Source organism: uncultured Bacteroides sp., from assembly GCF_902491285.1.
Lineage (GTDB): Bacteria > Bacteroidota > Bacteroidia > Bacteroidales > Bacteroidaceae > Bacteroides.
The window spans coordinates 1-22,703 of sequence record NZ_CABUHK010000020.1; the positions used below are offsets into that span (position 1 = coordinate 1).

The window sequence follows — 22,703 nt, forward strand, 5'->3', positions numbered from 1 at the left end:
TTTCCCGGAAACTGCTCAGACTTATGATCTTTACTGGATTCGTTCTTTCAAATCCCTAGAGGAACTTCAAGCTTTTGTAAACAGTGAAAACAATAACGAATAACTACCATGAATAAGATGAAAATACATACAATAATAGGAGCAGGGCTTTTCGCCCTGACTTCTACCGCACTTTTTGCCTGCAGTGAGATAGAAGACGGTTCTAATGATATGAGCAGTTGGCCGGAAGTAAAGGATTATGTTACGACCTTGGAGCATCCTTGTATGCTCCATACGGAAACGGATTTTGAGTTTGTAAAAGGGAAAGTACTATCCGGTGCACAGCCCTGGAAGAACGCATTCGACCATTTAACTCGTGGTGGAAACAACTTGTCGCAATCCGGCTATAAGGCATCTCCTGTGAAATTGTTGGCGCGTCTCGACCAAAATAACTGGTCTGGTAAATATCCTAATGACTGGAATAATTATACGAAATTGATGAGAGATGCCGCTGCCGCCTATCAATTGGCTCTTCGATGGAAATTGTCGGAGACGGATGGCACACAATATGCCGATGCAGCTATTGCTATTCTGAATGATTGGGCTAAAACCTGTACCGGTTTTATCGTGAACGATAAAGGGGAGTTTATAGATCCGAACGAGTTCTTGATTTTTATACAAGTACATCAAATAGCAAATGCAGCGGAAATAATGCGTTCTTACTCCGGATGGCAAGACGCTGACCTTGCAAAGTTCAAATCATGGATAGTCGATGTGTTCTATCCTCATATTACGAAATTCCTGTCCACACACAATGGAAACGAATGTGCACTTCATTATTGGCTGAACTGGGATTTGTCTGCAATGACTGCATTGCTTTCTATCGGTATCCTGACAGACGATAACTTCAAAATCAATGAAGCCATTCAATACTTTAAGTTTGGTATCGGTTCGGGAAATATAGGAAACGGTGTCCCGTTTACGCACCTAGACCCGGATAGTAATGAAATGTTGGGACAATGTCAGGAATCAGGTCGCGACCAGGGACATGCCACTTTGTGTGTCAGCTTGTTAGGCGCTTTCTGCCAGATGGCAAAGAATGTAGGGGAAGACCTTTTCATATTCGATGACGGACGTGCATTAGCTATGTGTGAGTATGTGGCTAAATATAACATCGGTGGTGCTGAAACTGGTAGCTCAAGCGCTAGCTGGAAGATGACTGATTTTAGATATACGGATAATGACTTGCCTTATACTACCTATACCAATTGCAGTGGTAGCTGGGATACTATCTCGGCACAGGAAAGAAGAGAAGGAAAAGATTCCCGTGGTGAGGTGCGTCCTGCATGGGAATTAGTGAACCGTCTGGCACAGGATTATGGAAAATCAAGTATCTATGCCAAGATGTGGGTAGATAAGATGCGTGAGAACGCTGGTCGCGGAAATTCAGATGGCGGAGCCGGTGATTACGGACCTAATAGCGGTGGATATGACCAGTTAGGTTTCGGTACATTGATGTTTGCCAAAGAATAAATAATAAAAGATTCCGTACCGGATGAAGTATAAACGGGGAGAGTGCACAAAGCAAAATCTCCCCGTTTTTTAATTTCAGGGCTATCAATTATATCTTACTTTCCCGGGAAACAACCTTGTTTCCGAAAAAGTAAGATACATCTTCATAGAAAATATATATTTTTGCAACAAGCATTGTGTTTTACTTAATTTTATATCTTATGAATAAGAAACTATTAGTGTATTTGTGCGGAGTAGTGATATGCTTTATGGCTGCCTGCTCCGATAATGAAGATGAACAGACGAAACCACAAGAACAACCCAAAGAAACACCGGAAGTGATAACGGAAGTGGTAGAAACTTTGGAAGAGACAGTGCCTCAGGCAAGTGACTTTGTTGAAGTGTTGAAGAAAGCCGATTTGACAGGAGTGACTGCGGAAAAGATTACTGTATTTGCCGTCAGGAATGAACTTACTAACACAAGAGCGAATGTGGGACTGGATACTGTGTCGGTGAAACGTCATATCGTTGTCGGTACCCATAAAAAAGAAGAACTGACGGATGGACAGAAGTTGACAAGTGTGAGCGGTGAACAATTACTGGTTTCCAAGGCAGGCGACGAAATTTCTATAAATGGTGTCGTTGTAGCCGGAGAGCCGGTGCAGGCAGGTGACAGTTATATCTATGTTGTTCCTAAAGTGATACCGGCACGTGAACCCGGTTCATCCGAGCCGATATTACATTATACCACTCTTAAGGTTAGGAAATTGACAGGAGATGACTATGGTACTTCCTCACCATTGGAAGGCGTTGTTGTAAAAGCGTTGAACAGCACCAGGGATTCGTTGGCTCGTTACGAAACAAATAGTTCGGGTGAAGTAACAATCAGCCATGCTTCCGATACCATTTTCTATCAGTTGTATAAAGCCGGTTATCAAACGTATGTTGACTGGAATGTCGACGGTAAGATTGACGAGAACGAACAGATACCGGAAGGGGGATTGAATATGGTCATCTATACTGCTAGCGGAAACAAAACAGAAAGCTGCTTCATGAAAGAAGAACAGGCGGATGATGAAATGCTATTGGATGAGGCAAAGGAGCAGTGGCAGTCTTGCATTAAAAGTTTCTACGACCAGAACCGCGTACTTAATCAAAAGTTGTGTTATGGATTTGGCAATTTCTCATATCGTAACGATATTGATTCGTGTTCTTATGAGTATTGGAGAACGGCTTATAAGGCAATTGATTTAGGTGTACGTCTGCAAAAGAAAGGTGTAAATGTAGATTCTTCCTGGAAGGACTTCTCCAATTCGGTGCAAATAGACATGAGCTTGATTTATGCTGATATTCTGGGATTTTATAGTAAGGTTATGATATGGGATGCCGAAAGTGACAGGTTTGTAAGTGATATGAACGCTTTGATTCAATCTTTGGATAAAGTGGTGAAAGAGCTTCCGGAACAACAGAAGGGAGCAGCTTATGCGATAGCTGCAAGGGTTTACCTAAGTAAGAAAGAGTATCAAAAGGCATATGGGTACTGCAAAAAAGTGATGGATATGGGGCAGTATGCGCTTGTTCCGAACAAGGATGTATTTGATAGCCAGGTGAATAAATCAGTACTTTGGAGTGGATATAAAGATGATAATCTAGCTTTGAAAAAAGGAACTTACTATCATCCTGTCCGTTATCAGGAAGTTCTTCTGATGTACTCGGAAGCAGCTAATGAATTGGGAAATATATCGGAAGCGATAGCACCTTTAAACCTAATAATGCGGTCGGAAGGCAAAGCGGAAATAGCACCTGCAGGTTCTACTAAAGAAGAAATCAGAAAATATATCAATACATTGTTTGATACCTATTTGCAACATGAAGGCTTGGAGTACCAAACTTGGAGACGCTGGGGAATACTGGATGCAAAGATTGGAAACAAGTTTGGCTATCAGTCTCCTAAGAACTCGTTACTCCCGATTCCTAAGGCAATCTCGATACAATATCCGGAAATGACACAGAATCCGGGATATTATTATTAAGTAGGCTAATATAGTTTAGGAGTCTTTTTGTTCTCTATAGAAAACGATTCTTTTCAGAAATCGTCTTCTATAGAGAATATTTTTAATTGATAAGTAAGAAGTGGAATTATTTATCAGAATTGCTTTTGCCCGCAACTTTTCTACCATAAGATAGTATAAAGCCCGAACAATTATATTATTTTTGTGTATAACTATAAAGAACTTGTAGAATAACAGTGATTTAATGATGATGGAGTATGGAACAGAATAATATAAATCATGAACCTGTAGAAGTTGGGTTAGACGATGATATACGTAATAAAGTATCGTTTATTACGTTTATTATTCCGGCATTTGCTCGTGCATATAAAATGAATGTGCAGAAAGCATATTTCTACTTGAAAGAATTTGGTGGAATGGATTTCTTGCAACAACATTGGTGGACATTGCACGTAGAGAATCCTTTTTGGGCTGTAAGAAGTCTATTTGACGTATGTTTTAAGAATGGTGGACGTATAGAACAATATCACTATGAGGGTATATCACGGCAGTAGTTTGCACATTGATGAGATAGATTTGTCAAAAGGAAGATGGGGACGTGATTTTGGTCGCGGCTTCTATGTAACTAATATCCGTTCACAAGCAGAAGTTTGGGCTGCTCGGAAAGGCCAGGAGACTGGAACAAGTGGAGTTGTTACTGAATATGATTTTATGGAATATGCCTACGAGGACGACCGATTGAAAGTTCTACGTTTTGATTCATATAATGAAGATTGGTTTGATTTTATTATACTAAACAGAAGTGCACCCAGAAATCAAGTTCATGATTACGATATTGTAGAAGGTCCCGTAGCTGATGACCAGATATCCACACGGATTTTTTTATATCAGAGTGGCATACTTACAAAACAAGAGTTTCTCGATGAGTTAAGATTCAAGAAACCAACTCATCAAATATGCTTTTGTTCTGTTTTATCGCTGCAAATGCTTGCTCCGGTAGATACCAAATTTGATGCTGAAATTATGCTAATCAGTGATAGCCTGATTGCACAGCTCATAAAGAAAGAACAATGGTCGGATATGAAAGCTGTGAATTTCTTTTATAGCTCTTATCTGTACTCATTATTGATTAATCCATCTACAGAGTACTATAAGAAAACTATTGATGATTTATATGAGCTATTATTAAGAGAACTTTAGGGACCGATGAATAAGACGGACTTGAAGGGAGAAAACTGATAGATTAGAAGAATTATAGAAAAAATAGTGAAGGGGATTAGGTATTTACCTAATCCCCTTCGTATATATAAGCAAATAGGTCAGTAAATAGATTGTTTGAAAGAAAAGATATTAGATTCGGTTTTCCGGATGATTAGTTTTTATAAAGGTAGAAAGAACCTGTTTTTAGGAATAACGATTGAATTTTGAATGAACTTGATTTGTAAGGTATATGCGTAAAAAGATTCTGTTTTTGGCAGGGATGATGGCTTGCTGCACATTGGCGGGCGCACAAGAAATTTCTAAGACTTGGGTGGCTGATAAGGGAAATGGAACTTATCAGAACCCGGTTCTTCATGCTGATTATTCCGACCCCGATATATGTGTGGTCGGAGAAGATTTCTATATGACAGCATCCAGTTTTAATTGTATTCCCGGAATTCCTATCCTTCACTCCAATGATTTGGTGAATTGGTCGTTGGTGAACTATGCGTTGCCGGTGCAGGAACCGAAAGAATTTTTCGATAAGGCACAGCACGGCAAGGGCGTATGGGCGCCGTCTATCCGTTTTCATAACGGGGAGTTTTATATTTATTGGGGCGATCCGGATTATGGAATTTATATGATAAAGACGAAAGACCCGAAAGGAAAATGGAGTAAACCCGTATTGGTGAAAGCCGGAAAAGGGATGATTGACGCCACTCCTTTATGGGACGAGGACGGAAAAGTATATCTGATACATGCCTATGCCGGAAGTCGTAGCGGGGTGAACAGTATTCTCGTGATTTGCGAACTGAATACAGAGGGAACAGAAGTAATTTCCGATCCGGTGATGGTATTTGACGGAAATGATGGAAAGAACCATACCGTAGAAGGACCGAAACTCTACAAGCGGAACGGATACTATTATATTTTTGCTCCGGCGGGTGGTGTGGCTACCGGTTGGCAACTAGTACTTCGTTCGAAAAATATCTATGGCCCTTACGAATCGAAAATCGTGATGGCACAAGGAAAGACGAATATAAACGGTCCCCATCAAGGCGGTTGGGTAGATACTCATACAGGTGAATCCTGGTTCGTTCATTTTCAAGACAAAGGGGCTTATGGGCGTGTGATTCACTTGAACCCGATGACCTGGGTGAATGACTGGCCGGTAATCGGAGTGGATAAAGACAAAGACGGTTGCGGTGAGCCGGTGACTACTTATAAGAAGCCGAATGTAGGAAAGACTTATCCGGTAGCTACTCCGCCGGAAAGTGATGAGTTCAATACCCGGCATTTGGGGTTACAGTGGCAATGGCACGCTAATAAGCAAGATACTTACGGATTCACTACCGACCTAGGATATATCCGCCTGTATGCGGGCAGCCTTTCAAAAGAGTTTGTGAACTTTTGGGAAGTACCGAACCTGTTGATGCAGAAGTTTCCTGCGGAAGAATTTACAGCTACTACCAAGTTGACGTTTACCGCAAAACAGGATGGCGAACAAGCCGGACTTATCGTGATGGGGTGGGATTACAGTTATCTTTCTATCCGCAAGGCGGGAGATAAGTTTATTCTGCAACAGGCAGTCTGCAAAGATGCGGAACAACAGAATCCCGAACAGGTAAAAGAATTAGCACGTATTCCGGTGGAATATCTCAAGATGCCGGGAGTAGCGGATAATGAATGGAAAACAGTTTACTTGCAGGTCAAAGTCCGTAAAGGCGCTGTGTGTTCGTTTGCTTATAGTCCGGACGGAAAGAAATATACGACAGTGGGGGACGCCTTCACCGCCCGTCAAGGCAAATGGATAGGAGCCAAAGTCGGTGTATTCTGTGTGACTCCTAATGAGGGTAACCGCGGTTGGGCAGACGTAGACTGGTTTAGAGTAAATAAAAAATAAGAATTAACACGAAGATATCAGATTAAGATGAAAAAGATTGTAGTAGGTTTGGCTGTGATATTAGGGTTCTGTACGTGTGCTCATCAGCCTTCCGGTACATTGGATGTGAATAAGGCATTGGATTACTGTGTAGAGCAGACACAACGTACGCTTGCGGAACTGAAAACGGATTCCGGAATTGACTATACGATGATGCCGCGTAATATCATGGCTGACGAGCAACACTGGAACTGTCGTAAAGCTACGAAAGAAGAATGGTGTGCCGGTTTCTGGCCGGGAGTGCTGTGGTATGATTACGAATATACGAGAGACAAGAAGATTCGGGAAGAAGCGGAGAAGTTTACGAACTCCCTTGAGTTTCTTTCCAAGATTCCGGCTTTCGACCATGATTTGGGATTCCTCGTTTTTTGCAGTTATGGGAACGGTTATCGCCTGACCAAGAATCCGGCGTACAAACAAGTAATCCTGGATACAGCCGACACACTGGCTACTCTATTCAATCCGATAGTAGGGACAATCCTTTCATGGCCTCGTGAAGTGGAACCCCGCAACTGGCCGCACAATACAATCATGGACAATATGATTAATCTCGAAATGCTTTTCTGGGCGGCAAAGAATGGCGGCAACCCCTACCTGTATGATGTAGCGGTAGCTCATGCCGACAAGACCATGAAATGTCAGTTCCGCCCCGATTACACCTCGTATCACGTAGCTGTATATGATACAATTACAGGAAATCTGATTAAAGGAGTCACCCATCAGGGATATGCCGACAGTACGATGTGGGCGCGCGGTCAGGCATGGGCAATCTATGGATATACCGTAGTCTATCGTGAAACGAAAGATCCTAAATATCTCGACTTCGCGCAGAAAGTGACCGATGTCTATCTCGCACGCCTACCGGAAGACAAAGTACCCTATTGGGATTTCGACGCCCCGGATATCCCGAATGCTCCCCGTGACGCTTCGGCAGCTTCGGTGGTTGCTTCCGCTTTGCTCGAATTGTCTACGTATCTTCCGAACGGGACAGGAAAACGCTATAAGGATGCGGCTGTCGGGATGCTGGCAAGTCTAGGTACCGACAACTATCAGAGTGGTAAAAGCAAGCCTTCGTTCTTATTGCATAGCGTAGGGCACTGGCCGGCCCATTCGGAAATAGATGCATCCATTATCTATGCGGACTATTATTACATCGAAGCATTGCTAAGATTAAAACGCCTGCAAGAAGGACAAGCGGTACTTGGATAAAATAGGACTTGGACTAGAAAGAATAAGAAAGAACAAGAATCAAAAAGAATTAGAATCAAAAAGACCGGGACAAGGTCTGAATAAGAAATGCTCTGCAAGAACTATTCATTCTCTGCAGAGCATTTTTACTGGTTAGGGTTAGGTTGCTTATTTATTATTGTTTCACCTTGATGATGTCATAATTCAAGTCGCTGACAGCTTCCTGTAAGCTATCGTTCACCAGGCGGAGAGTAGTATCATTCACAATCACGAAATACATCGGAGCATCATTGCTATTCTTCGGGGTTAATTTAACGGCGGTAACAGGTTTCTTGTTCACGACTTTGTGTACAGTCTGCTGTTTTCCTTTCGAAGTGAAGGTTTTGTTTTTACCCTGGCCTTCTGCATCGAGGTAAGTCATATCCAGTGTATAAGTGGTGTCTATACCATCAGTTGCAGCGTTCAGGGTCAGTACATAATCGATACCCGGGCCGTCGGCAGCGGGGAGAGTACCGGCATAAACTTCAGTCATTTCAGTGATTGGAGTCATTGCAATGGCGAGACTGTCTGCTTCTGCCTCTGCAGTTTTGTTGGCTTTTGATTGGCAAGATGCCAAAGCAGCTACGACGGCTGCTAACATAATTACTTTTTTCATTGTTAAGTGCTTTAAGTTAATATAAATATAGTTGAGCTACCGCTCGGTTTATCCTTATTCTTCATCCCGTTTGATGACTAGCAGTTTGTCTACTCGTCCCCGGTCCATGTCTACTACTTCGAACTGTAGGTTCTTGTAAGTAAAGATGTCTCCGGCTTTCGGGATGCGGCCTATCAGGAACATTGCCAGTCCGCCTAAAGTGGTGAAGTCTTCCGATTCCAGGTCTTCATAGGATAAGATTCCCATTTCTTCCATGAAGTCGTCAATGTTCATTGAGGCTTCCACCAGCATCGAACCGTCCTGCCTTGTGACGATTTCTTCTTCTTCCGTTTCGTCCTCTTCGAGGATGTCTCCAAAGATACTTTCGGTCAGGTCGTGCAGTGTGATAATACCTTCCGTGCTACCATACTCGTTAACAACAACTCCGAACTTGTTTTTGTTCTTCTTGAATAGCTCTAAAACTTTATTTGCATACAAACTTTCCGGAATAAAGAGAGGAGGACGGGCTATCTCACGCAGATTGAACTGTTGTTGATTGCCTACCATCAGGATAATATCTTTTACGGAAACCACTCCGATAATCTCGTCTCTCCGTTCGTCTACCAACAGATATTTGCTGTAATGTTCTTCTTCAATGACCTTCATTACCTTTTCCTGCGTGTCGTCAGGATGAAGGATGATGAGATCCCTGCGGTGTGTCATCAGTTCGTTGGCACGTTTGTCCGAGAAGCGGAACACGTCACGTAGCATTTCCGTTTCTTCCTTGTCAATCACGCCCTGTTCCGAACTTTGGTGGAGAATCATTTTTATCTCTTCCTGCGTCATAGGGCGTTCTTCACTTTTCAAGCCGATAAGTCTGTTCAGCAGTCGGGTAGAGATACTGAGCAACCAGACAAAAGGATAGGACACTTTTGTCAGCAGAATCATTATCGGGCTGAATAAGATTGCATATCTTTCAGGATTGCTGAGGGCGATGGATTTGGGAACCAGCTCTCCGATGATAAGGGAAAGATAAGTGATGACTGCCACGGTGGTAATCATGGCCAGGTTGCGTGCGTACGCTTCTGCTCCCGGAATGAGAGAGAACAGGGGAACGAGGTCGTCGGCAATGGCTACTCCACCATAAGCACCGGATACAATACCGATGAGAGTAATACCGATTTGAATAGTAGACAAGAACTTTTCCGGCTCTTCCAGTTGTTTTAATACTCCGCGTGCTGATTTGTTACCTTTAGCTACAAGGGTTTCGAGACGTGCTTTGCTGGAAGATACCAGTGCAATTTCATACATGGCGAATACGCCATTCAGTATGAGTAAGAGAAGAATGATAAAAAATTCCATAAATGGATTAAAATGGTTATAGCTTCGAAATTACATGAAATCACGACACTATGCAAATCTATGTAATATATTAATGAATATTTAATAATCGTGTTGTCTTTTTTTGTATTAGAAGTGGAAAAGGGAATGCTGAAGTACGGTCACTTCGGCATTCCCCTTCCTAATTATATGATAAAGAGATAGACTCCTTATTTCTTAGCGTAGCTGTCTGCTTTGGCTTTGGCGCGTTCGATACGTTTTGCTGTATCCGGGTGAGAAGAGAACATTCTCTGCATATAAGAAGATTGCGGAGCTCCTTCGGCCATTTTTGCCAGTTTGGTCAATGCGTTAGCCATGGCGTAAGGGTCGATATTATTTTTTACACAGAACTCAACACCATACTCGTCTGCTTCGTTTTCCTGCTTTTGTGAATACTGTGCACCGGCAAGGGCTTCTGCCATAGCTCCCAGTTCAGAGTCAGTCAGTTTGGCAACCTTGTCGCTGGCTGCGCCTGCCGCGTTCTTCACTGCCGAGCGGAGATAAGCGTTTTTCATTGCGTCTTTAGAGTCTGTGTGAACCACGTGGCCGATTTCATGTCCTACCACTGCCATCACTTCTTCGTCAGTCATAACATCCATCAGTCCGGCGCAGATACGTACACTACCGTCGCCACAGGCAAAGGCATTGACGTCTACCACTTCATAAACACCGAAGTTCAGTTTCAGTCCGTCCATTTCTTTGATATGTCCGGTCAGCTTCTCTAAGCGTTTGCCGTACTCAGTGTCAGGTTTTGTCAGCGGATTGTGCGTGTCCATCCATGCCATGTATTCCTTGCTCATGTTAGCGATGTCGGCGTCTGATAATGTAACTGCCGATACTACGTCTTTTCCTGCTTGCAGGGCTTTCCCTACATTAAATTTCTTTCCGAACTGTGCGGAAGCTGTCATTCCCATGCCCAGTAATACGAGGGCAATCATAGCAATTTGTCTTTTCATACTCTTTTAATTAATGTTCAATTATAAAATTAATATTCAAATGTAATTCCTAAGGTTGGCAGCAATGTCCCGCTTGATTGTTCAATGCGTTTCATTCTGTAATGCCGGCTGTCGGCGGGAGCTTCCGGGTTTTCGATAATTCCCGTGCTCATAAGCACATCCTGTTGCTTGAGTTTGCTCATTGTGATATTTTGCAAGTCAATATAGAAACCCAGCATACAGTGTTTCAGATAAAATGTCTTATCAATGCGGATGTCTGCCTGCACAAAAGCAGGCAGGCGTTCCTTATTGTATTTCGTATAGTCGTAGTATGCTTTCCCTTGGGCATCCCACGCAGACACAAGAGATGATTTGTCTTCATCATAAGGTGTGTAGGGAGCACCGCCGATACAACTGACTTTCATTCCGACGCTCCATTGGTGGGGGAGATTGTACGTCCCGCGCAGATTGAAAATAAACCGGTTGTCCCATGCGGAGGCAATGTATTCACTCTCTTTGTCGTTGCGGTATTCACTTTTAAATAAGGTGAAGGAAGAAGCAATATTCAGCTTCTTGGCAATGAGCCATTTTACTAAAACCTCTGCGCCGTAAGAGCGTCCTTGGGCAGTGGAAGTCAGCAATTCATTGCCGATTACTCCATAGTCATTTCCTTTACAGGTAAGAGGGATACCGTCTGCAACAGAGAGCGGAATCTTATCATAGTCTTTGTAGAACCCTTCTACGGAGACTTCAAAAGTATCGCCCTGACGCCAACTGATGCCCAGGCTTTCCTGACTGACTTTCATGTAACGGAGATTGTATTTGTTGGCATACGTTCCGTTATTGTTCTTAAAGCCAAGAGCCGTATAAGGGGGAAGCTGGTAATAAAGTCCTGCATTTCCGCTGACAAACCAGTGGTCGGCCAGTTGGTAGGAGAGGGATATGCGGGGAGACAGTTGGTCGGAAAGCGATTTCATTGCCGACGAATAATTGTTGGCATCGGCTCTTAATCCTAAAGAGGCTGTGAAGCGTTCGTCCATTGACGAATAATTGATGGTTCCGAAAATCCCCCAGCGCAAGATTCCTAAATAAGTGTGATAGTCGGATGTTTGTGCCTGATTGGTATATACTTTCTGGAAAGTTGTATTGGAGTATTGACTGTAATCCAGGTTCACTCCGAGGTTGATTTTCCAGTTGCGGAAAGAAGATTTGTTCTCGAAGCGGAATTTGGTTTCCTGTTCGGTAGAACGAAGACGGAGCATCAGATTCTCTGGAACACTTTCGTTGTTCTGACGGTATTTCGTGTTGCGGTTGTTCAGATAGCTGTGGCTGACAACCAGTGATTGTACATGCGCGCCTGCATAATGACGATATACAGCGCCCAGCGTAAATGTTTCCTGTTTGATTTTAGGCAGGTAACCGAGGATATATTCGTTGTCTTCGCTGTCGGCTTTGGTATTCAGCCGCATATTGTCAATCCCTCCCAGTCCTAATACGGTCAGTTCGTTCTGTTCGTTGAAACGGGTTTTCAGTTTGAATTGGGCATCGGTGAAAGTCGGCAGGAAAGGAAGACCGAGCATATCAAACAGGAACTGCAAGTAGGATTGGCGTACGGATACCAGATAAGAAGTCTTTTTCCCCAGATGTCCGTTGGAGGCGAGGGAGACTTCGGAAGCCCCGAGCGTTGCTTTCAGTGAGTTGCGTTCCATATCCCCGTCACGCAGTTTGAAGTCAAGCACGGAACTGAGCGCATTTCCTTTGTCGGTGGGGAAAGCACCGGTATAGAAGTTCACCTCACGTATCAGGTCGGCATTGAGGATTCCTACAGGGCCGCCGGACGCACCCTGTGTGCTGAAATGATTGATATTCGGTATTTCTACTCCGTCCAGATAAAAACGGTTTTCGAAAGGAGAGCCGCCACGCACGATGAGGTCATTGCGGTAGCCTATCGGTGAGAAGGCAACCCCGGGATAAGACTGTACGATACGTGAAATATCACGGTTGGCTCCCGGGCTCTTTTCTATTTCCTGTAGTCCGATAATACGCAGGCTGACGGGACTTTCCATATCACGGCGGAAAGGAGATGCAGTGACGGTGACTCCTTCGAGTTCGGTCAGATTCTCTTCCATCTCTATCGGGATATTCAGGTTCCGGGTGGAAAGAATGTATTCGGGAGTGGTGACGCTTTTGTATCCGATGGCGGTCGCTTGCAGGCGATAGATGCCGGGCGGCACTTGCTCAATTGTGAAATGTCCTTCTGCGTTGGTGACACTGCCTTTGTTCAGGCCAATGACCATCACATTGATGAACTCCAATGGTTGACGGCTGTTCTTGTCAATCACCGTTCCCTTTATCTGGTGCACGGGTTGTGCTTGCAGCAGGGGGAGTAATGTATTAAAAAACAAAAGAAATATCAGCAGTCTTTTCATGCGATTGCAGTTTAGTGCCGCGAAAGTACGAAAAAAGTATTAAAGAATGATATATTCAGTGAATAAAAAAGGAATATATCTTATATTTGTGGGAAATATAAAAACAGATTCCTTGTGAAGACTGTAAAATTGATTACTTGCAACGATGCGATGAAGGCACATATCCTTCAGGGAGCGTTGGAATAACTTTATCTAACTATATACATATAATGAAAAAGAGAAATTTCCTGTTAGCTGTTTTATTATTGCTACTGGCAGCGCCTTCTTTTGCTGCCCGGGTAGATACCTTATTAGTTAATAGTCCTTCCATGAATAAAGATGTGCAGGTGGTGGTCGTTACACCGGATGCTGCACTGGGAAAGAAAGCGGTGGCTTGTCCTGTCATTTATCTGTTGCATGGTTACGGCGGAAACGCAAAGACATGGATTGGTGTAAAGCCGAATCTTCCGCAGATTGCGGATGAAAAAGGAATCATCTTTGTCTGTCCGGACGGAAAGAACAGTTGGTATTGGGATAGTCCGAAAAATCCGTCTTATCGTTACGAAACTTTTGTTTCATCGGAATTGGTGAAGTATATTGACGAACATTACAAGACGGTTGCCGACCGGAAAGGACGTGCCATCACCGGATTGAGTATGGGCGGACACGGGGCGATGTGGAACGCTATCCGTCATAAAGATACGTTTGGTGCCGGTGGAAGTACCAGTGGTGGAGTGGATATTCGTCCGTTCCCGTTAAACTGGGAAATGGCGAAACAATTGGGCGAATTTGCACATAATAAGAAGTCATGGGACGAACATACCGTTATCAATCAGATTGATAAGATAGAGAACGGGGATTTGGCAATCATCATCGACTGTGGCGAATCGGATTTCTTCCTGAATGTAAACAAGGACTTGCACAACCGTCTGTTGGCAAGAAAGATTAATCATGATTTTATTACCCGTCCGGGCGGACATACCGGAAAGTATTGGAACAACTCTATTGATTACCAAATCCTGTTCTTCGATAAGTTTTTCAAGAAATAAAGGGGCTAATGCTTGACTTTGGCTTTTTGATGTTGTATCTTTGGATACGTCAATCATAAAATAGATTGAGGTTAAACTACGATAGAAGGAGAAAGTGAGAGCTTTCTCCTTTTTTGTTGTATGCTGTTTATTATTTGATTCTTATTTGATTCTTATTCCGGTTCCACCCGTAAACACTCTGCTTGCCGGACTGCTGACACTCTTCTCTATCTTGAATTGTGCTTTTGTTTTATCCTCCTCTTCTTTTGGTGGATAAGTTTTGTTTAGTACTCCGAGGGCAACACTTAGCAAAGTTTCTTTTTCATCACCGAACGGCAGGAAAGTCAAGTAATCGGTTGAGGCATTGACTGCGTATGTCGGTTTGAATCCGCCATAAGTATCATGCTCTGAATTATAGATAGTACATACGGCTGGGTTGACAGACCACATAAACTCTTCATTGATGAATTGTTCCGTAGCTACATTTTGTCCCTTAGTTGAACTACCGATAGCTATTAAAGATTGAATTTTTCCGTTCAGACTGTGTATCAACATTTCCGGTGCTCCTGCCGTATCTCCACTTATCAGAACGATAAGAGTCACTAAATCAAGATTTTTGCCGGAGGGATTTAATAGTTCCGAATTGAATGTCAGAGTTGCATCTTTATCCGTGTTCTTGTCATTATATTCCAGGAATGCCATTGTTTGGTCAAGATAATAAGAAGACACAAGCATGGTACTTAACAGTTGTGTACAATCAATGCTTCCTCCTTTATTATATCGTAGGTCAAGTATCACTTGGTGGATATTCTTTTGAGCAAGTTCATCCGACCATTCGCGTAATTCGGTATTGTATTTTTCCGGATTATCTTTAGTGCCTGCTGTAAAGTTGTTGTACATCAGGTAACCGACTTCGCTTCCGTCAGCCAGCGTTAATATTTTCTTGCAGTGGATAGGGTTGTCTACCAATGATACGGCTGCCCCTATTTTTACCGGGTCGTCTATCGGCACAACCCGGTAAATTTCTTCTTCTTCTTCACCTTCTACTGGTGGTTCAGCAGGTGGCACTTTTTGATATTTTCCCAAAGTTACTTCTATCGGTTCTGTACCTTGCAGTAGTTGACTCTCGTATTTTTTGCTGATATACGATGTATCTACTTTTACAATCCAGTCACCACGTTTTAGTACGGCGGCAGCCGGTGAACCGGGAATGACATAGGTTATCAGTGCATTGTAAGCAGTGTCTATATCCGGGTTGCGGACTAGTGAATAGTCAAATCCGTAACTGGGCAGTGGAGTTTCCATCACGGAATCCACGAACGAATAACTGTCGTTTTTTGATTTTACTTTAGACAGGAACGTGGCAGGCTCCTGGAATAGGTTCACATCATTGTAGGAAGGTAGGTCTTGATACCACAGATAGTTCTGTTGCATGATATCGTACATCCATGTGTCCAATGCAGTCATGTGGGCATACTCCGGCCAGCGGTCGACACCGCAGGAGAAAAAGCCGCTGATAGATACGATAACCAGGGCAGGTATAAGGATTATCTTTCTTAATTTTGTCATTATAAAAAGCTTTTCACTGTGCAAATGTAGGAAATACTTTGCTTATCTACCACATTTATGGTATAAAAATGCCTTTAATGTGTGATTGGCTGTTAGAGGATTCCACCTTATCTTTGTATCGTTAAAGTTTTCAGTAGGTATTGACTATTATTAGGTCTTTAATTGTTATAGAGTAAGTTATTAATAGACGAATTATTTTAATGGATATAGCTGCATTATTATCAGGGGGTGTCGACAGTTCGGTTGTCGTACATCTCCTTTGCGAACAGGGATACAAGCCGACTCTTTTTTATATCAAGATTGGCATGGACGGGGCGGAGTATATGGATTGCTCGGCAGAGGAAGATATTGAATTGTCTGCTGCTACGGCCCGAAAGTACGGTCTGGCTTTGGAAGTAGTGGATTTACACCGCGAATATTGGGATAACGTGGCGGCGTACGCTATTGACAAGATTAAGAAAGGACTGACCCCGAACCCTGATGTAATGTGCAACAAACTCATTAAGTTCGGTTGTTTTGAACAGCGTATCGGAAAGGATTTCGACTATACAGCAACCGGTCATTATGCTGCTACCTTGGAACGTAATGGCAAAACCTGGCTTGGGACAGCTAAAGACCCTATAAAAGACCAGGCGGATTTTCTTGCGCAAATTGATTATCTGCAAGTCTCCAAACTGATGTTTCCTATCGGTGGACTGATGAAGCATGAAGTGCGCGAAATGGCGTTGAGTGCAGGATTGCCGAGTGCTCGGAGGAAAGATAGTCAGGGCATTTGCTTTCTCGGAAAGATAAACTATAATGATTTCGTCCGCCGTTTCCTTGGAGAAAAGGAAGGGGTGATCATTGAACTTGAAACCGGCAAGAAACTGGGTACACATCGCGGCTATTGGTTCCACACCATCGGACAGCGGAAGGGACTTGGGTTGAGTGGTGGCCCCTGGTTTGTGATAAAGAAAGATATTCAGGAAAATATTATCTATGTATCTCATGGCTATGGCGTGGAAACGCAATATGGCAATGAATTCCGAATCAACGATTTCCATTTCATTACGGATAATCCGTGGACAGGGCAGAATAAGGAATTGGATATAACCTTTAAAATCCGCCATACTCCGGAATTTACCAAAGGAAAACTCATACCGATAGGAGAGAATCAATTTCGTATTTTATCTTCTGAAAAGTTACAGGGCATCGCTCCCGGACAGTTCGGAGTTATTTACGATGAAGAATCGAAAATCTGTGTGGGAAGCGGGGAAATCTTCTGTTAAATATTTCTTTTTGAATGGTGAAGATTGGCTGATCAGGATAATTGTCACGTACTATTGTTGCGTAGAATATTGAATAAAGGGGAGTACTTTCAAATATAATATTCCGCCAAATCCACAATTCCCGCCCGCATCGCATACTTGGTAGCTTCATGCACATTATTCACCCCCAACTTGCGAAAGATGTTCTTGCGATGGCTATTAATCGTGTGGAAACTAAGATTCTTCTCTGCCGCAATCTCCTTGGTCGTTTTTCCTAACGCAATTTCTTTTAGGATATTCTTTTCCGTTTGCGTCAGCAGATGGTCGTCCATCACTGGCGCGGCTATCGGAGAAGCATTGCCGGAAAGCAGTAGATTACTGATATGATTGCATATATACCGTTGTTTGCGGGTGGCGCATTGAATGGAAGTTATGATTTCCTCTTTGGAGTTATCTTTCATCACCACTCCGAAAGCCATGCTGCTGAATAGTACCTGCCGGAGAAAGCCAAGGCTAAGCTCATCGGAGAATAGAATCCAGTCGGCCTCTTTGAATCTTTCTTGCAGGACGATGAGTTCATCCGCTCCGGCAAAGTCGAACAATGTATAATCCAGGATAATCACCGCTTGCGGATACAATCGTAGTTGCTGAATCAGTTCTGCCTTATTGTCAGCTTCTAAAAGAGCGGCCACATCCTTTTGCTTGCCCAGCAGGAACATCATACCTGCCTTGCTGATATCCTGATTGTCTGCGATGATGAATTCTCTCATAATTTAAGAATGGATAAATAAAAAACTCCGTTACAAATGTACGCATTTTGCGCGATTTGTAGCGGAGTTGTGATAAGATTCTTGTATCCGGATTACCAGGAACGTCCTTTGAAGATGTTAGACTGGTCGAGCGGAACGATATTTCCGTTCAGTGTCAGGTTATTGTTGCTGAAGTTGGGGCTGATTGTAACCGAAGCATTGTTGTCTCCGCCGCTCATGGTGATAAATACCTGGGCGGAGATGCCGATACCTTGAACGCTGAATGAGCAGTTCACATTCCCTTTCTTGTCGACATTCATCTTCATGTCCGAAGAGTTACCATCTACTGTGACACCACCGATTCCGTTAGGGCCGGGATAAGGAGTGTTGAAAGCAGTCTGTACTGTGGCTCTGTTGCCGTTCATCAGAACGAAGTTAGTGTTTGAAGTAACAAAAGCGCTCATGCCATTGCGGAATATTACCTGATTGGCTTCCAGAACGAACTGTTTATTCTTCAAAGCCTGTACGGCTTGTTGATAAGCTGCCATGTCCTGCACCTGTTCTTCGGCACGGAGTTTAGCTCTTTCCGCATCTCTTTGAGCTTTTCTTTCTGCGCGGCGTGCTGCTGCGTTACTTTCCTGTGCATACATCATCGTGCTTGCACTTACTAATACTAATGCTAATAATGCAATAAACTTTTTCATAACTTTTTTTTGTTTAGGTTTAATACGTTGTCCGTTTATTGCAAAAACAAAGTCCATGCCGGATTGTTCACGAACGTCGTGCAATTTTATATCCGATAGCTGCGACGGCAATACTCATTAAAGGGCTGATAATGTTGAAAAAGCAATAGGGAAGGTACACCAATGTAGGTACGCTAAGAATCGTGGCCTGAGTCATTCCGCAGGTATTCCAGGGAATCAGCACAGATGTAACGGTTACTGAATCTTCCGTAGTCCGGCTTAGCAGGCAGCTTTCGTATCCTTTTTTAGCATAAATATCCCGAAACATATTACCGGTCAAAATGATGCTGATATATTGGTCGGCAGTTGCCACATTAAGGAACAGGCCGGAGCAAACCGTTGCGCTGACCACACTGACTGTTTTCTTCATGAAGCGGACGAAGATAGAAGTGATACTGCCCAGCATGCCACTGGCTGTCATCGCCCCGCCAAAACACATGGCACATAGAATCAGCCAGATTGTATTCATCATTCCGGACATACCGCGTGTGGCGATTAAATCTGTCAGAACGGCATTATCCGTGTGCAGGCTTGTACTTCCGTAGATGGTCATCATCAATCCCTTGAACAGCGAATCGAAACCGGAAGCGGTCATTCCCGAAACCTCCTGCAGCAAATCCGGTTGGAAGATTAAAGCAAAGATGCCGGCTAGTAAGGTTGACAGGAACAGCGTGATGATAGAAGGGACTTTCTTTGCAATCAATATTCCTGTTGCCACAGGAACTATCAGAAGCCACGGCGTGATATGGAACTTTTCGTTCAATGCGGCGGCCACTTCCGTGATGTGCTGCGTATTGCTTGCGTCATGTGAAAATCCTGCTATGGTGAAAATAATAAGCGTGATGATGATAGAAGGAACTGTCGTTATCATCATATAGCGGATATGGCGGAAAAGGGGAGTATCCGTGACGGAGGCTGCCAATATAGTCGTTTCCGATAAAGGTGAAACCTTGTCGCCGAAATATGCGCCGGAGATGATGGCACCTGCAATCCATCCTTCCTCGAATCCTTGTGCTTTCCCGATGCCCATTAATGCGATGCCGATGGTGGCAATCGTAGTCCACGAACTTCCGGTCATCACGGAAATCAGTACGCAGATGATACAGGTGGATGCAAGGAAGAAACTCGGGTGGATAATCTGCATCCCATAATAAATCAGTGTAGGCACTATGCCGCTAATCATCCAGATACCGCTTAGTGCGCCGATAATGAGTAGAATAATGATAGCTGTCGTCACTCCTGCCACATTGTTGGTTATGGCAATCTCATAATCTTTCCAGGGGATTTTGTAGAATGCCATTCCGATAAGGATACATACAGCAGTAGTGGAAAGTAATGATACCTGGCTTCCGCCACTTAGGGCGTCACTGCCGAAAGTGCGGATAGTGGCAAACAACAGTAATACGAGCACGGTAATCGGTATCAGCGATACAATAGGAGAAGGGGCTTTTTTCATATTAAGTTCTCTGGTACTTTCTCTTTTATTAAGACATTTTATTATCAGGCATCAATGCCGGTAAATGTTTTTAGGGCGTATCCGATCAGGAAGCTGATACCTGCTACACTGAAACTGAGTACGGCCATTTCCGTGAATCGCTTACGGAAACTTTCTCCGCGGGCTACGGAGTAATAGTAATTGAAGAGGGCGATAATGACAAGTGCCATACTTAGCATTACTGCCAGGGCTACGATTACGTTACTGATAAGGATAAACGGAGCGACCAGTGACACTACGGTAATCAGATAGGCAATGCCCGTGTAGACGGCTGCTTTTATAGGATGTTTCTTGTCGTCTCCTTCCGACTTGGTCGAAAGGTACTCGGATGAAGCCATTGATAATGCGGCGGCAATTCCCGTAATACTGCCGGTAAGGGCGATTAGCTTGCTGTCGTTCAGCGCCAGTGTAAATCCTGCCAGTGCACCGGTAAACTCCACTAATGCGTCATTCAGTCCCAATACGACCGAACCCATATATTCCAATCGTTCTTCATTGATGAGTGCGATGAGTTTCTGCTCATGCACTTCTTCTTCCCGGGCAAGACGTTGCAAATCGGGTATATTGACATATCTGTCATAATTGCTGTGAGCGTTCTCTTCGCTGGATTCCATCAGCTTGATAGCGAAAGTAAGCCCTAACGTACGTGCCAGAAGATAGAAACGGGCAATGCGTTTATAGTCGGGAGTGACATCTTTTCCGGTATATTTCTTGAGAATGTTATAGTGTGACTTCTCTTCCGCGGCAATGAGCCTGAGTGTTTTGCTGTTGTTTGTGTTTTTTTCTATAAGGGCGAGCCGCTCGTATAGAATACTTTCTGTGATTTCATTCCGTTGGAAACGGATGAATTTATTAATGTCTTGTTGAGCTAAATTCATTCCTGTTCTTATTTTAGTTTGCAAAGATAGTACAAAATGCTCGAAATCTTTAGCATTGTGAGACCAGGCAATAAAATTTATTATAAGTTTATATTTTATTGGAATATAGGCAGATGCAGGCGTTAGTCGAGAATCGTCTTACGCTTTAGCCACCAATAACGTATAAAGAGTATTCCGGTGAGAATCAATGCTATGGACAGCCCCGTATAAAAAACGGAAATGAAACTGTCGGGCAACAGGCGGAAACTTCGGATAGTGATTCCCAGAGAAATCATGAATATCATGATTATCCAGCTTTTTACATCAAAGAAAGAGAAGGGGCAGTTGCGGGTTTCTTTCTTTTGCTCTATCCGCCGGGTATGTTTATAATAAAGTCTTCTGAAAATCAATACAAAGAATAGTAAGAAAACAACGGTCGCTTCTCCAATCTTGAACATCCACTCCTGAGAGCTGTTCAGCCAGGTCACAATTCCAATTCGTAAGATATTGGCACCGGCAATAATCCAGATAGTACCGGCGGTGATCAGTAAGATTTCTTTGTTAACTCCGTACTTCATTGGCTCTATTTTTTGTAATAAACGGTTTGACCGTTCATTTTGTTGACTCATTTCTTATAGAAAAGCGTAATTAATAAGGAAATACTCGTTAAAGCGACCCCGACACCGATAACACCGTGCCAGCCATACAACTGCCAAAAGCTACCCGCAAGGAACGTTCCTGTGGAGCCGCCGATAAAGTAGGTAGTCATGAAAATAGTATTGATGCGGTTCGAAGCGCGGGGATTCAGTTCGAAGATACTCGTCTGGTTACTGAGCTGGATACACTGCATTCCTATATCAATGATGATAATACCGGCGATAATTCCGATGTAGGTATTCTCGCCGGCAAAAAACAGTAGCCAGGACAAGAGAATCAATCCGCAGCCGATGAAGTTGAAACGGCGCACACCCACCCGTTTTACATATCTTCCCACAAAAGAGGCGGTCAGTGCCCCGGCTACTCCGCAAAGTCCCAGCATACCGATAACGTCGCTATTGGCGAAGAAGGGTGCTTGTCCCATTTTAAAAGCCAGGCAAGACCACATGGCGAGAAGGGAGCCGAAGTTCAGCGCTGCCCGGATAGAGTAAATGCGCAGTTGCGGGAACTCTTTCACTAAAGCCAGCAGGGATTTCATCAGGTCGCTGTATTTTCCCCGGAAGTTGGTCTGAATGGTGGGAAGGACTTTAAGTACGACAATCGCACAGACAAACATCATGCCGGCGGCAATGTAGTACATTTCCCGCCATCCGAACAGTTCGCCTACAAATCCGCTGACAACGCGCGAAGCCAGGATACCGGTCAGCAGTCCCGATAAGACAATCCCTACATTTCTGCCTTTATGTTCCGGGCGCGAAAACTGGGCTGCCATGGGGATGAATATCTGCGGAATCATGGAACAGGCTCCTGTAAGGAATGAAGCGACAAGTATCACGTGGATATTATGTGCCAGGGCAATCGTCAGCAGGGAGAATATCAGGACGAGGAAGTTGGCAAGGATGATTTTCTTGCGCTGGTATAAATCGCCCAAAGGAGTGATAAACAACAATCCGGCTGCATAACCTATCTGCGTCACCATGGCGATGAGGTTGGTTCGGAACTCTGATATGCCAAGTTCATGGCGTATCATATTCAGCAGAGGTTGGACGTAATAGATATTGGCTACCGAGATACCCGCCACAATAGCAAGTGTCCAGAGGATAGACGCCGGTAGTCCTCCGTTTTCTTTTAATGGCTGTTTCATGGCGCAAAGATAGTAAAATTGATG

Annotated in this window: 19 protein-coding genes and 1 pseudogene; 9 read left to right on the forward strand and 11 right to left on the reverse strand. The window is 43.7% G+C overall.

All coding sequences use genetic code 11. From position 1 onward, the window contains the following. Window positions 1-108 precede the first annotated feature (108 nt). The 6 genes from RDN93_RS07245 (at window position 109) to RDN93_RS07270 (ending at window position 7,854) form a co-directional block, all read left to right on the forward strand. Complete coding sequence (locus RDN93_RS07245) at window positions 109-1,512, forward strand: alginate lyase family protein (RefSeq protein WP_308744873.1); 1,404 nt, start codon at window positions 109-111, stop codon at window positions 1,510-1,512. A gap of 200 nt (window positions 1,513-1,712) precedes the next feature. Further along, window positions 1,713-3,524, forward strand: coding sequence for a fasciclin domain-containing protein (locus tag RDN93_RS07250; RefSeq protein WP_308744874.1), 1,812 nt, complete (start codon window positions 1,713-1,715; stop codon window positions 3,522-3,524). Between the two features lie 236 nt (window positions 3,525-3,760). Continuing rightward, window positions 3,761-4,057 carry a DUF3791 domain-containing protein gene (locus RDN93_RS07255; protein WP_308744875.1) on the forward strand — a complete coding sequence of 99 codons (297 nt, stop codon included), beginning with the start codon at window positions 3,761-3,763 and terminating at the stop codon, window positions 4,055-4,057. Beyond that, entirely contained in the window at window positions 4,035-4,703 is a 669-nt protein-coding gene (locus RDN93_RS07260; RefSeq protein WP_308744876.1) for a DUF3990 domain-containing protein, read from the forward strand. The genes RDN93_RS07255 and RDN93_RS07260 overlap by 23 nt, the downstream gene beginning before the upstream one ends. 250 nt (window positions 4,704-4,953) lie before the next feature. After that, the gene (locus RDN93_RS07265; RefSeq protein WP_308744877.1) at window positions 4,954-6,606 is read left to right on the forward strand and encodes a glycoside hydrolase 43 family protein; all 1,653 of its coding nucleotides are present in this window, start codon (window positions 4,954-4,956) and stop codon (window positions 6,604-6,606) included. A 27-nt stretch (window positions 6,607-6,633) separates the two neighbouring features. Further along, window positions 6,634-7,854, forward strand: a complete 1,221-nt coding sequence (locus RDN93_RS07270; RefSeq protein WP_308744878.1) for a glycoside hydrolase family 88 protein — start codon at window positions 6,634-6,636, stop codon at window positions 7,852-7,854. 154 nt (window positions 7,855-8,008) lie between these two features. On the opposite strand, the gene RDN93_RS07275 is transcribed toward RDN93_RS07270, so the two are convergent. From RDN93_RS07275 to RDN93_RS07290, 4 genes are all read right to left on the reverse strand, one after another. Beyond that, a complete protein-coding gene (locus RDN93_RS07275; RefSeq protein WP_308744879.1) occupies window positions 8,009-8,488 on the reverse strand; it encodes a copper resistance protein NlpE in 480 nt (159 codons plus the stop codon). A 54-nt stretch (window positions 8,489-8,542) separates the two neighbouring features. Beyond that, entirely contained in the window at window positions 8,543-9,829 is a 1,287-nt protein-coding gene (locus RDN93_RS07280; RefSeq protein WP_308744880.1) for a hemolysin family protein, read from the reverse strand. A 188-nt stretch (window positions 9,830-10,017) separates the two neighbouring features. Continuing rightward, window positions 10,018-10,803: a M48 family metallopeptidase gene (locus RDN93_RS07285; RefSeq protein ID WP_308744881.1), complete on the reverse strand. Its 786-nt coding sequence runs from the start codon at window positions 10,801-10,803 to the stop codon at window positions 10,018-10,020. A gap of 29 nt (window positions 10,804-10,832) precedes the next feature. Further along, window positions 10,833-13,211 (reverse strand): TonB-dependent receptor, encoded by a 2,379-nt coding sequence (locus tag RDN93_RS07290; RefSeq protein ID WP_308744882.1) that lies wholly within the window; start codon window positions 13,209-13,211, stop codon window positions 10,833-10,835. A gap of 114 nt (window positions 13,212-13,325) precedes the next feature. Here RDN93_RS07290 and RDN93_RS07295 point away from each other — a divergent pair. Together RDN93_RS07295 and RDN93_RS07300 are read left to right on the forward strand one after the other, a co-directional pair. Continuing rightward, a pseudogene (locus RDN93_RS07295) lies at window positions 13,326-13,394 on the forward strand (DUF2007 domain-containing protein); the annotation flags it as partial. Between the two features lie 26 nt (window positions 13,395-13,420). Next, the gene (locus RDN93_RS07300; RefSeq protein ID WP_308744883.1) at window positions 13,421-14,239 is read left to right on the forward strand and encodes an alpha/beta hydrolase family protein; all 819 of its coding nucleotides are present in this window, start codon (window positions 13,421-13,423) and stop codon (window positions 14,237-14,239) included. Window positions 14,240-14,380: 141 nt separating this feature from the next. On the opposite strand, the gene RDN93_RS07305 is transcribed toward RDN93_RS07300, so the two are convergent. Next, window positions 14,381-15,790: a S41 family peptidase gene (locus RDN93_RS07305; RefSeq protein ID WP_308744920.1), complete on the reverse strand. Its 1,410-nt coding sequence runs from the start codon at window positions 15,788-15,790 to the stop codon at window positions 14,381-14,383. A 197-nt stretch (window positions 15,791-15,987) separates the two neighbouring features. On the opposite strand from RDN93_RS07305, the gene mnmA reads away from it, so the two are divergent. Beyond that, a complete protein-coding gene (mnmA, locus tag RDN93_RS07310; RefSeq protein ID WP_308744884.1) occupies window positions 15,988-17,055 on the forward strand; it encodes a tRNA 2-thiouridine(34) synthase MnmA in 1,068 nt (355 codons plus the stop codon). Between the two features lie 89 nt (window positions 17,056-17,144). Here mnmA and RDN93_RS07315 read toward each other — a convergent pair whose 3' ends face one another. The 6 genes from RDN93_RS07315 to RDN93_RS07340 all read right to left on the reverse strand — a co-directional run bounded on the left by RDN93_RS07315 (window position 17,145) and on the right by RDN93_RS07340 (window position 22,679). Continuing rightward, window positions 17,145-17,804, reverse strand: coding sequence for a response regulator transcription factor (locus RDN93_RS07315; protein ID WP_308744885.1), 660 nt, complete (start codon window positions 17,802-17,804; stop codon window positions 17,145-17,147). A gap of 92 nt (window positions 17,805-17,896) precedes the next feature. Continuing rightward, on the reverse strand, window positions 17,897-18,487 hold the full coding sequence (locus tag RDN93_RS07320) for a DUF4251 domain-containing protein (RefSeq protein WP_308744886.1): 591 nt from the start codon (window positions 18,485-18,487) through the stop codon (window positions 17,897-17,899). Window positions 18,488-18,554: 67 nt separating this feature from the next. Next, complete coding sequence (locus RDN93_RS07325; protein WP_308744887.1) at window positions 18,555-19,982, reverse strand: Na+/H+ antiporter NhaC family protein; 1,428 nt, start codon at window positions 19,980-19,982, stop codon at window positions 18,555-18,557. A 44-nt stretch (window positions 19,983-20,026) separates the two neighbouring features. Beyond that, window positions 20,027-20,899, reverse strand: coding sequence for a VIT1/CCC1 transporter family protein (locus RDN93_RS07330; RefSeq protein ID WP_308744888.1), 873 nt, complete (start codon window positions 20,897-20,899; stop codon window positions 20,027-20,029). 122 nt (window positions 20,900-21,021) lie between these two features. Beyond that, window positions 21,022-21,456, reverse strand: a complete 435-nt coding sequence (locus RDN93_RS07335) for a hypothetical protein (RefSeq protein WP_308744889.1) — start codon at window positions 21,454-21,456, stop codon at window positions 21,022-21,024. Between the two features lie 47 nt (window positions 21,457-21,503). Then, window positions 21,504-22,679 (reverse strand): MFS transporter, encoded by a 1,176-nt coding sequence (locus RDN93_RS07340; RefSeq protein ID WP_308744890.1) that lies wholly within the window; start codon window positions 22,677-22,679, stop codon window positions 21,504-21,506. Window positions 22,680-22,703: the final 24 nt, after the last annotated feature.

Coding starts and splice junctions, on each gene's coding strand:
- RDN93_RS07315 (WP_308744885.1), bottom strand. CDS start 17,804: ATGAGAGAATTCATCATCGCAGACAATCAGGATATCAGCAAGGCAGGT.
- RDN93_RS07265 (WP_308744877.1), top strand. CDS start 4,954: ATGCGTAAAAAGATTCTGTTTTTGGCAGGGATGATGGCTTGCTGCACA.
- RDN93_RS07245 (WP_308744873.1), top strand. CDS start 109: ATGAATAAGATGAAAATACATACAATAATAGGAGCAGGGCTTTTCGCC.
- RDN93_RS07325 (WP_308744887.1), bottom strand. CDS start 19,982: ATGAAAAAAGCCCCTTCTCCTATTGTATCGCTGATACCGATTACCGTG.
- mnmA (WP_308744884.1), top strand. CDS start 15,988: ATGGATATAGCTGCATTATTATCAGGGGGTGTCGACAGTTCGGTTGTC.
- RDN93_RS07270 (WP_308744878.1), top strand. CDS start 6,634: ATGAAAAAGATTGTAGTAGGTTTGGCTGTGATATTAGGGTTCTGTACG.
- RDN93_RS07250 (WP_308744874.1), top strand. CDS start 1,713: ATGAATAAGAAACTATTAGTGTATTTGTGCGGAGTAGTGATATGCTTT.
- RDN93_RS07335 (WP_308744889.1), bottom strand. CDS start 21,456: ATGAAGTACGGAGTTAACAAAGAAATCTTACTGATCACCGCCGGTACT.
- RDN93_RS07285 (WP_308744881.1), bottom strand. CDS start 10,803: ATGAAAAGACAAATTGCTATGATTGCCCTCGTATTACTGGGCATGGGA.
- RDN93_RS07290 (WP_308744882.1), bottom strand. CDS start 13,211: ATGAAAAGACTGCTGATATTTCTTTTGTTTTTTAATACATTACTCCCC.
- RDN93_RS07255 (WP_308744875.1), top strand. CDS start 3,761: ATGGAACAGAATAATATAAATCATGAACCTGTAGAAGTTGGGTTAGAC.
- RDN93_RS07320 (WP_308744886.1), bottom strand. CDS start 18,487: ATGAAAAAGTTTATTGCATTATTAGCATTAGTATTAGTAAGTGCAAGC.
- RDN93_RS07330 (WP_308744888.1), bottom strand. CDS start 20,899: ATGAATTTAGCTCAACAAGACATTAATAAATTCATCCGTTTCCAACGG.
- RDN93_RS07260 (WP_308744876.1), top strand. CDS start 4,035: ATGAGGGTATATCACGGCAGTAGTTTGCACATTGATGAGATAGATTTG.
- RDN93_RS07280 (WP_308744880.1), bottom strand. CDS start 9,829: ATGGAATTTTTTATCATTCTTCTCTTACTCATACTGAATGGCGTATTC.
- RDN93_RS07340 (WP_308744890.1), bottom strand. CDS start 22,679: ATGAAACAGCCATTAAAAGAAAACGGAGGACTACCGGCGTCTATCCTC.
- RDN93_RS07300 (WP_308744883.1), top strand. CDS start 13,421: ATGAAAAAGAGAAATTTCCTGTTAGCTGTTTTATTATTGCTACTGGCA.
- RDN93_RS07275 (WP_308744879.1), bottom strand. CDS start 8,488: ATGAAAAAAGTAATTATGTTAGCAGCCGTCGTAGCTGCTTTGGCATCT.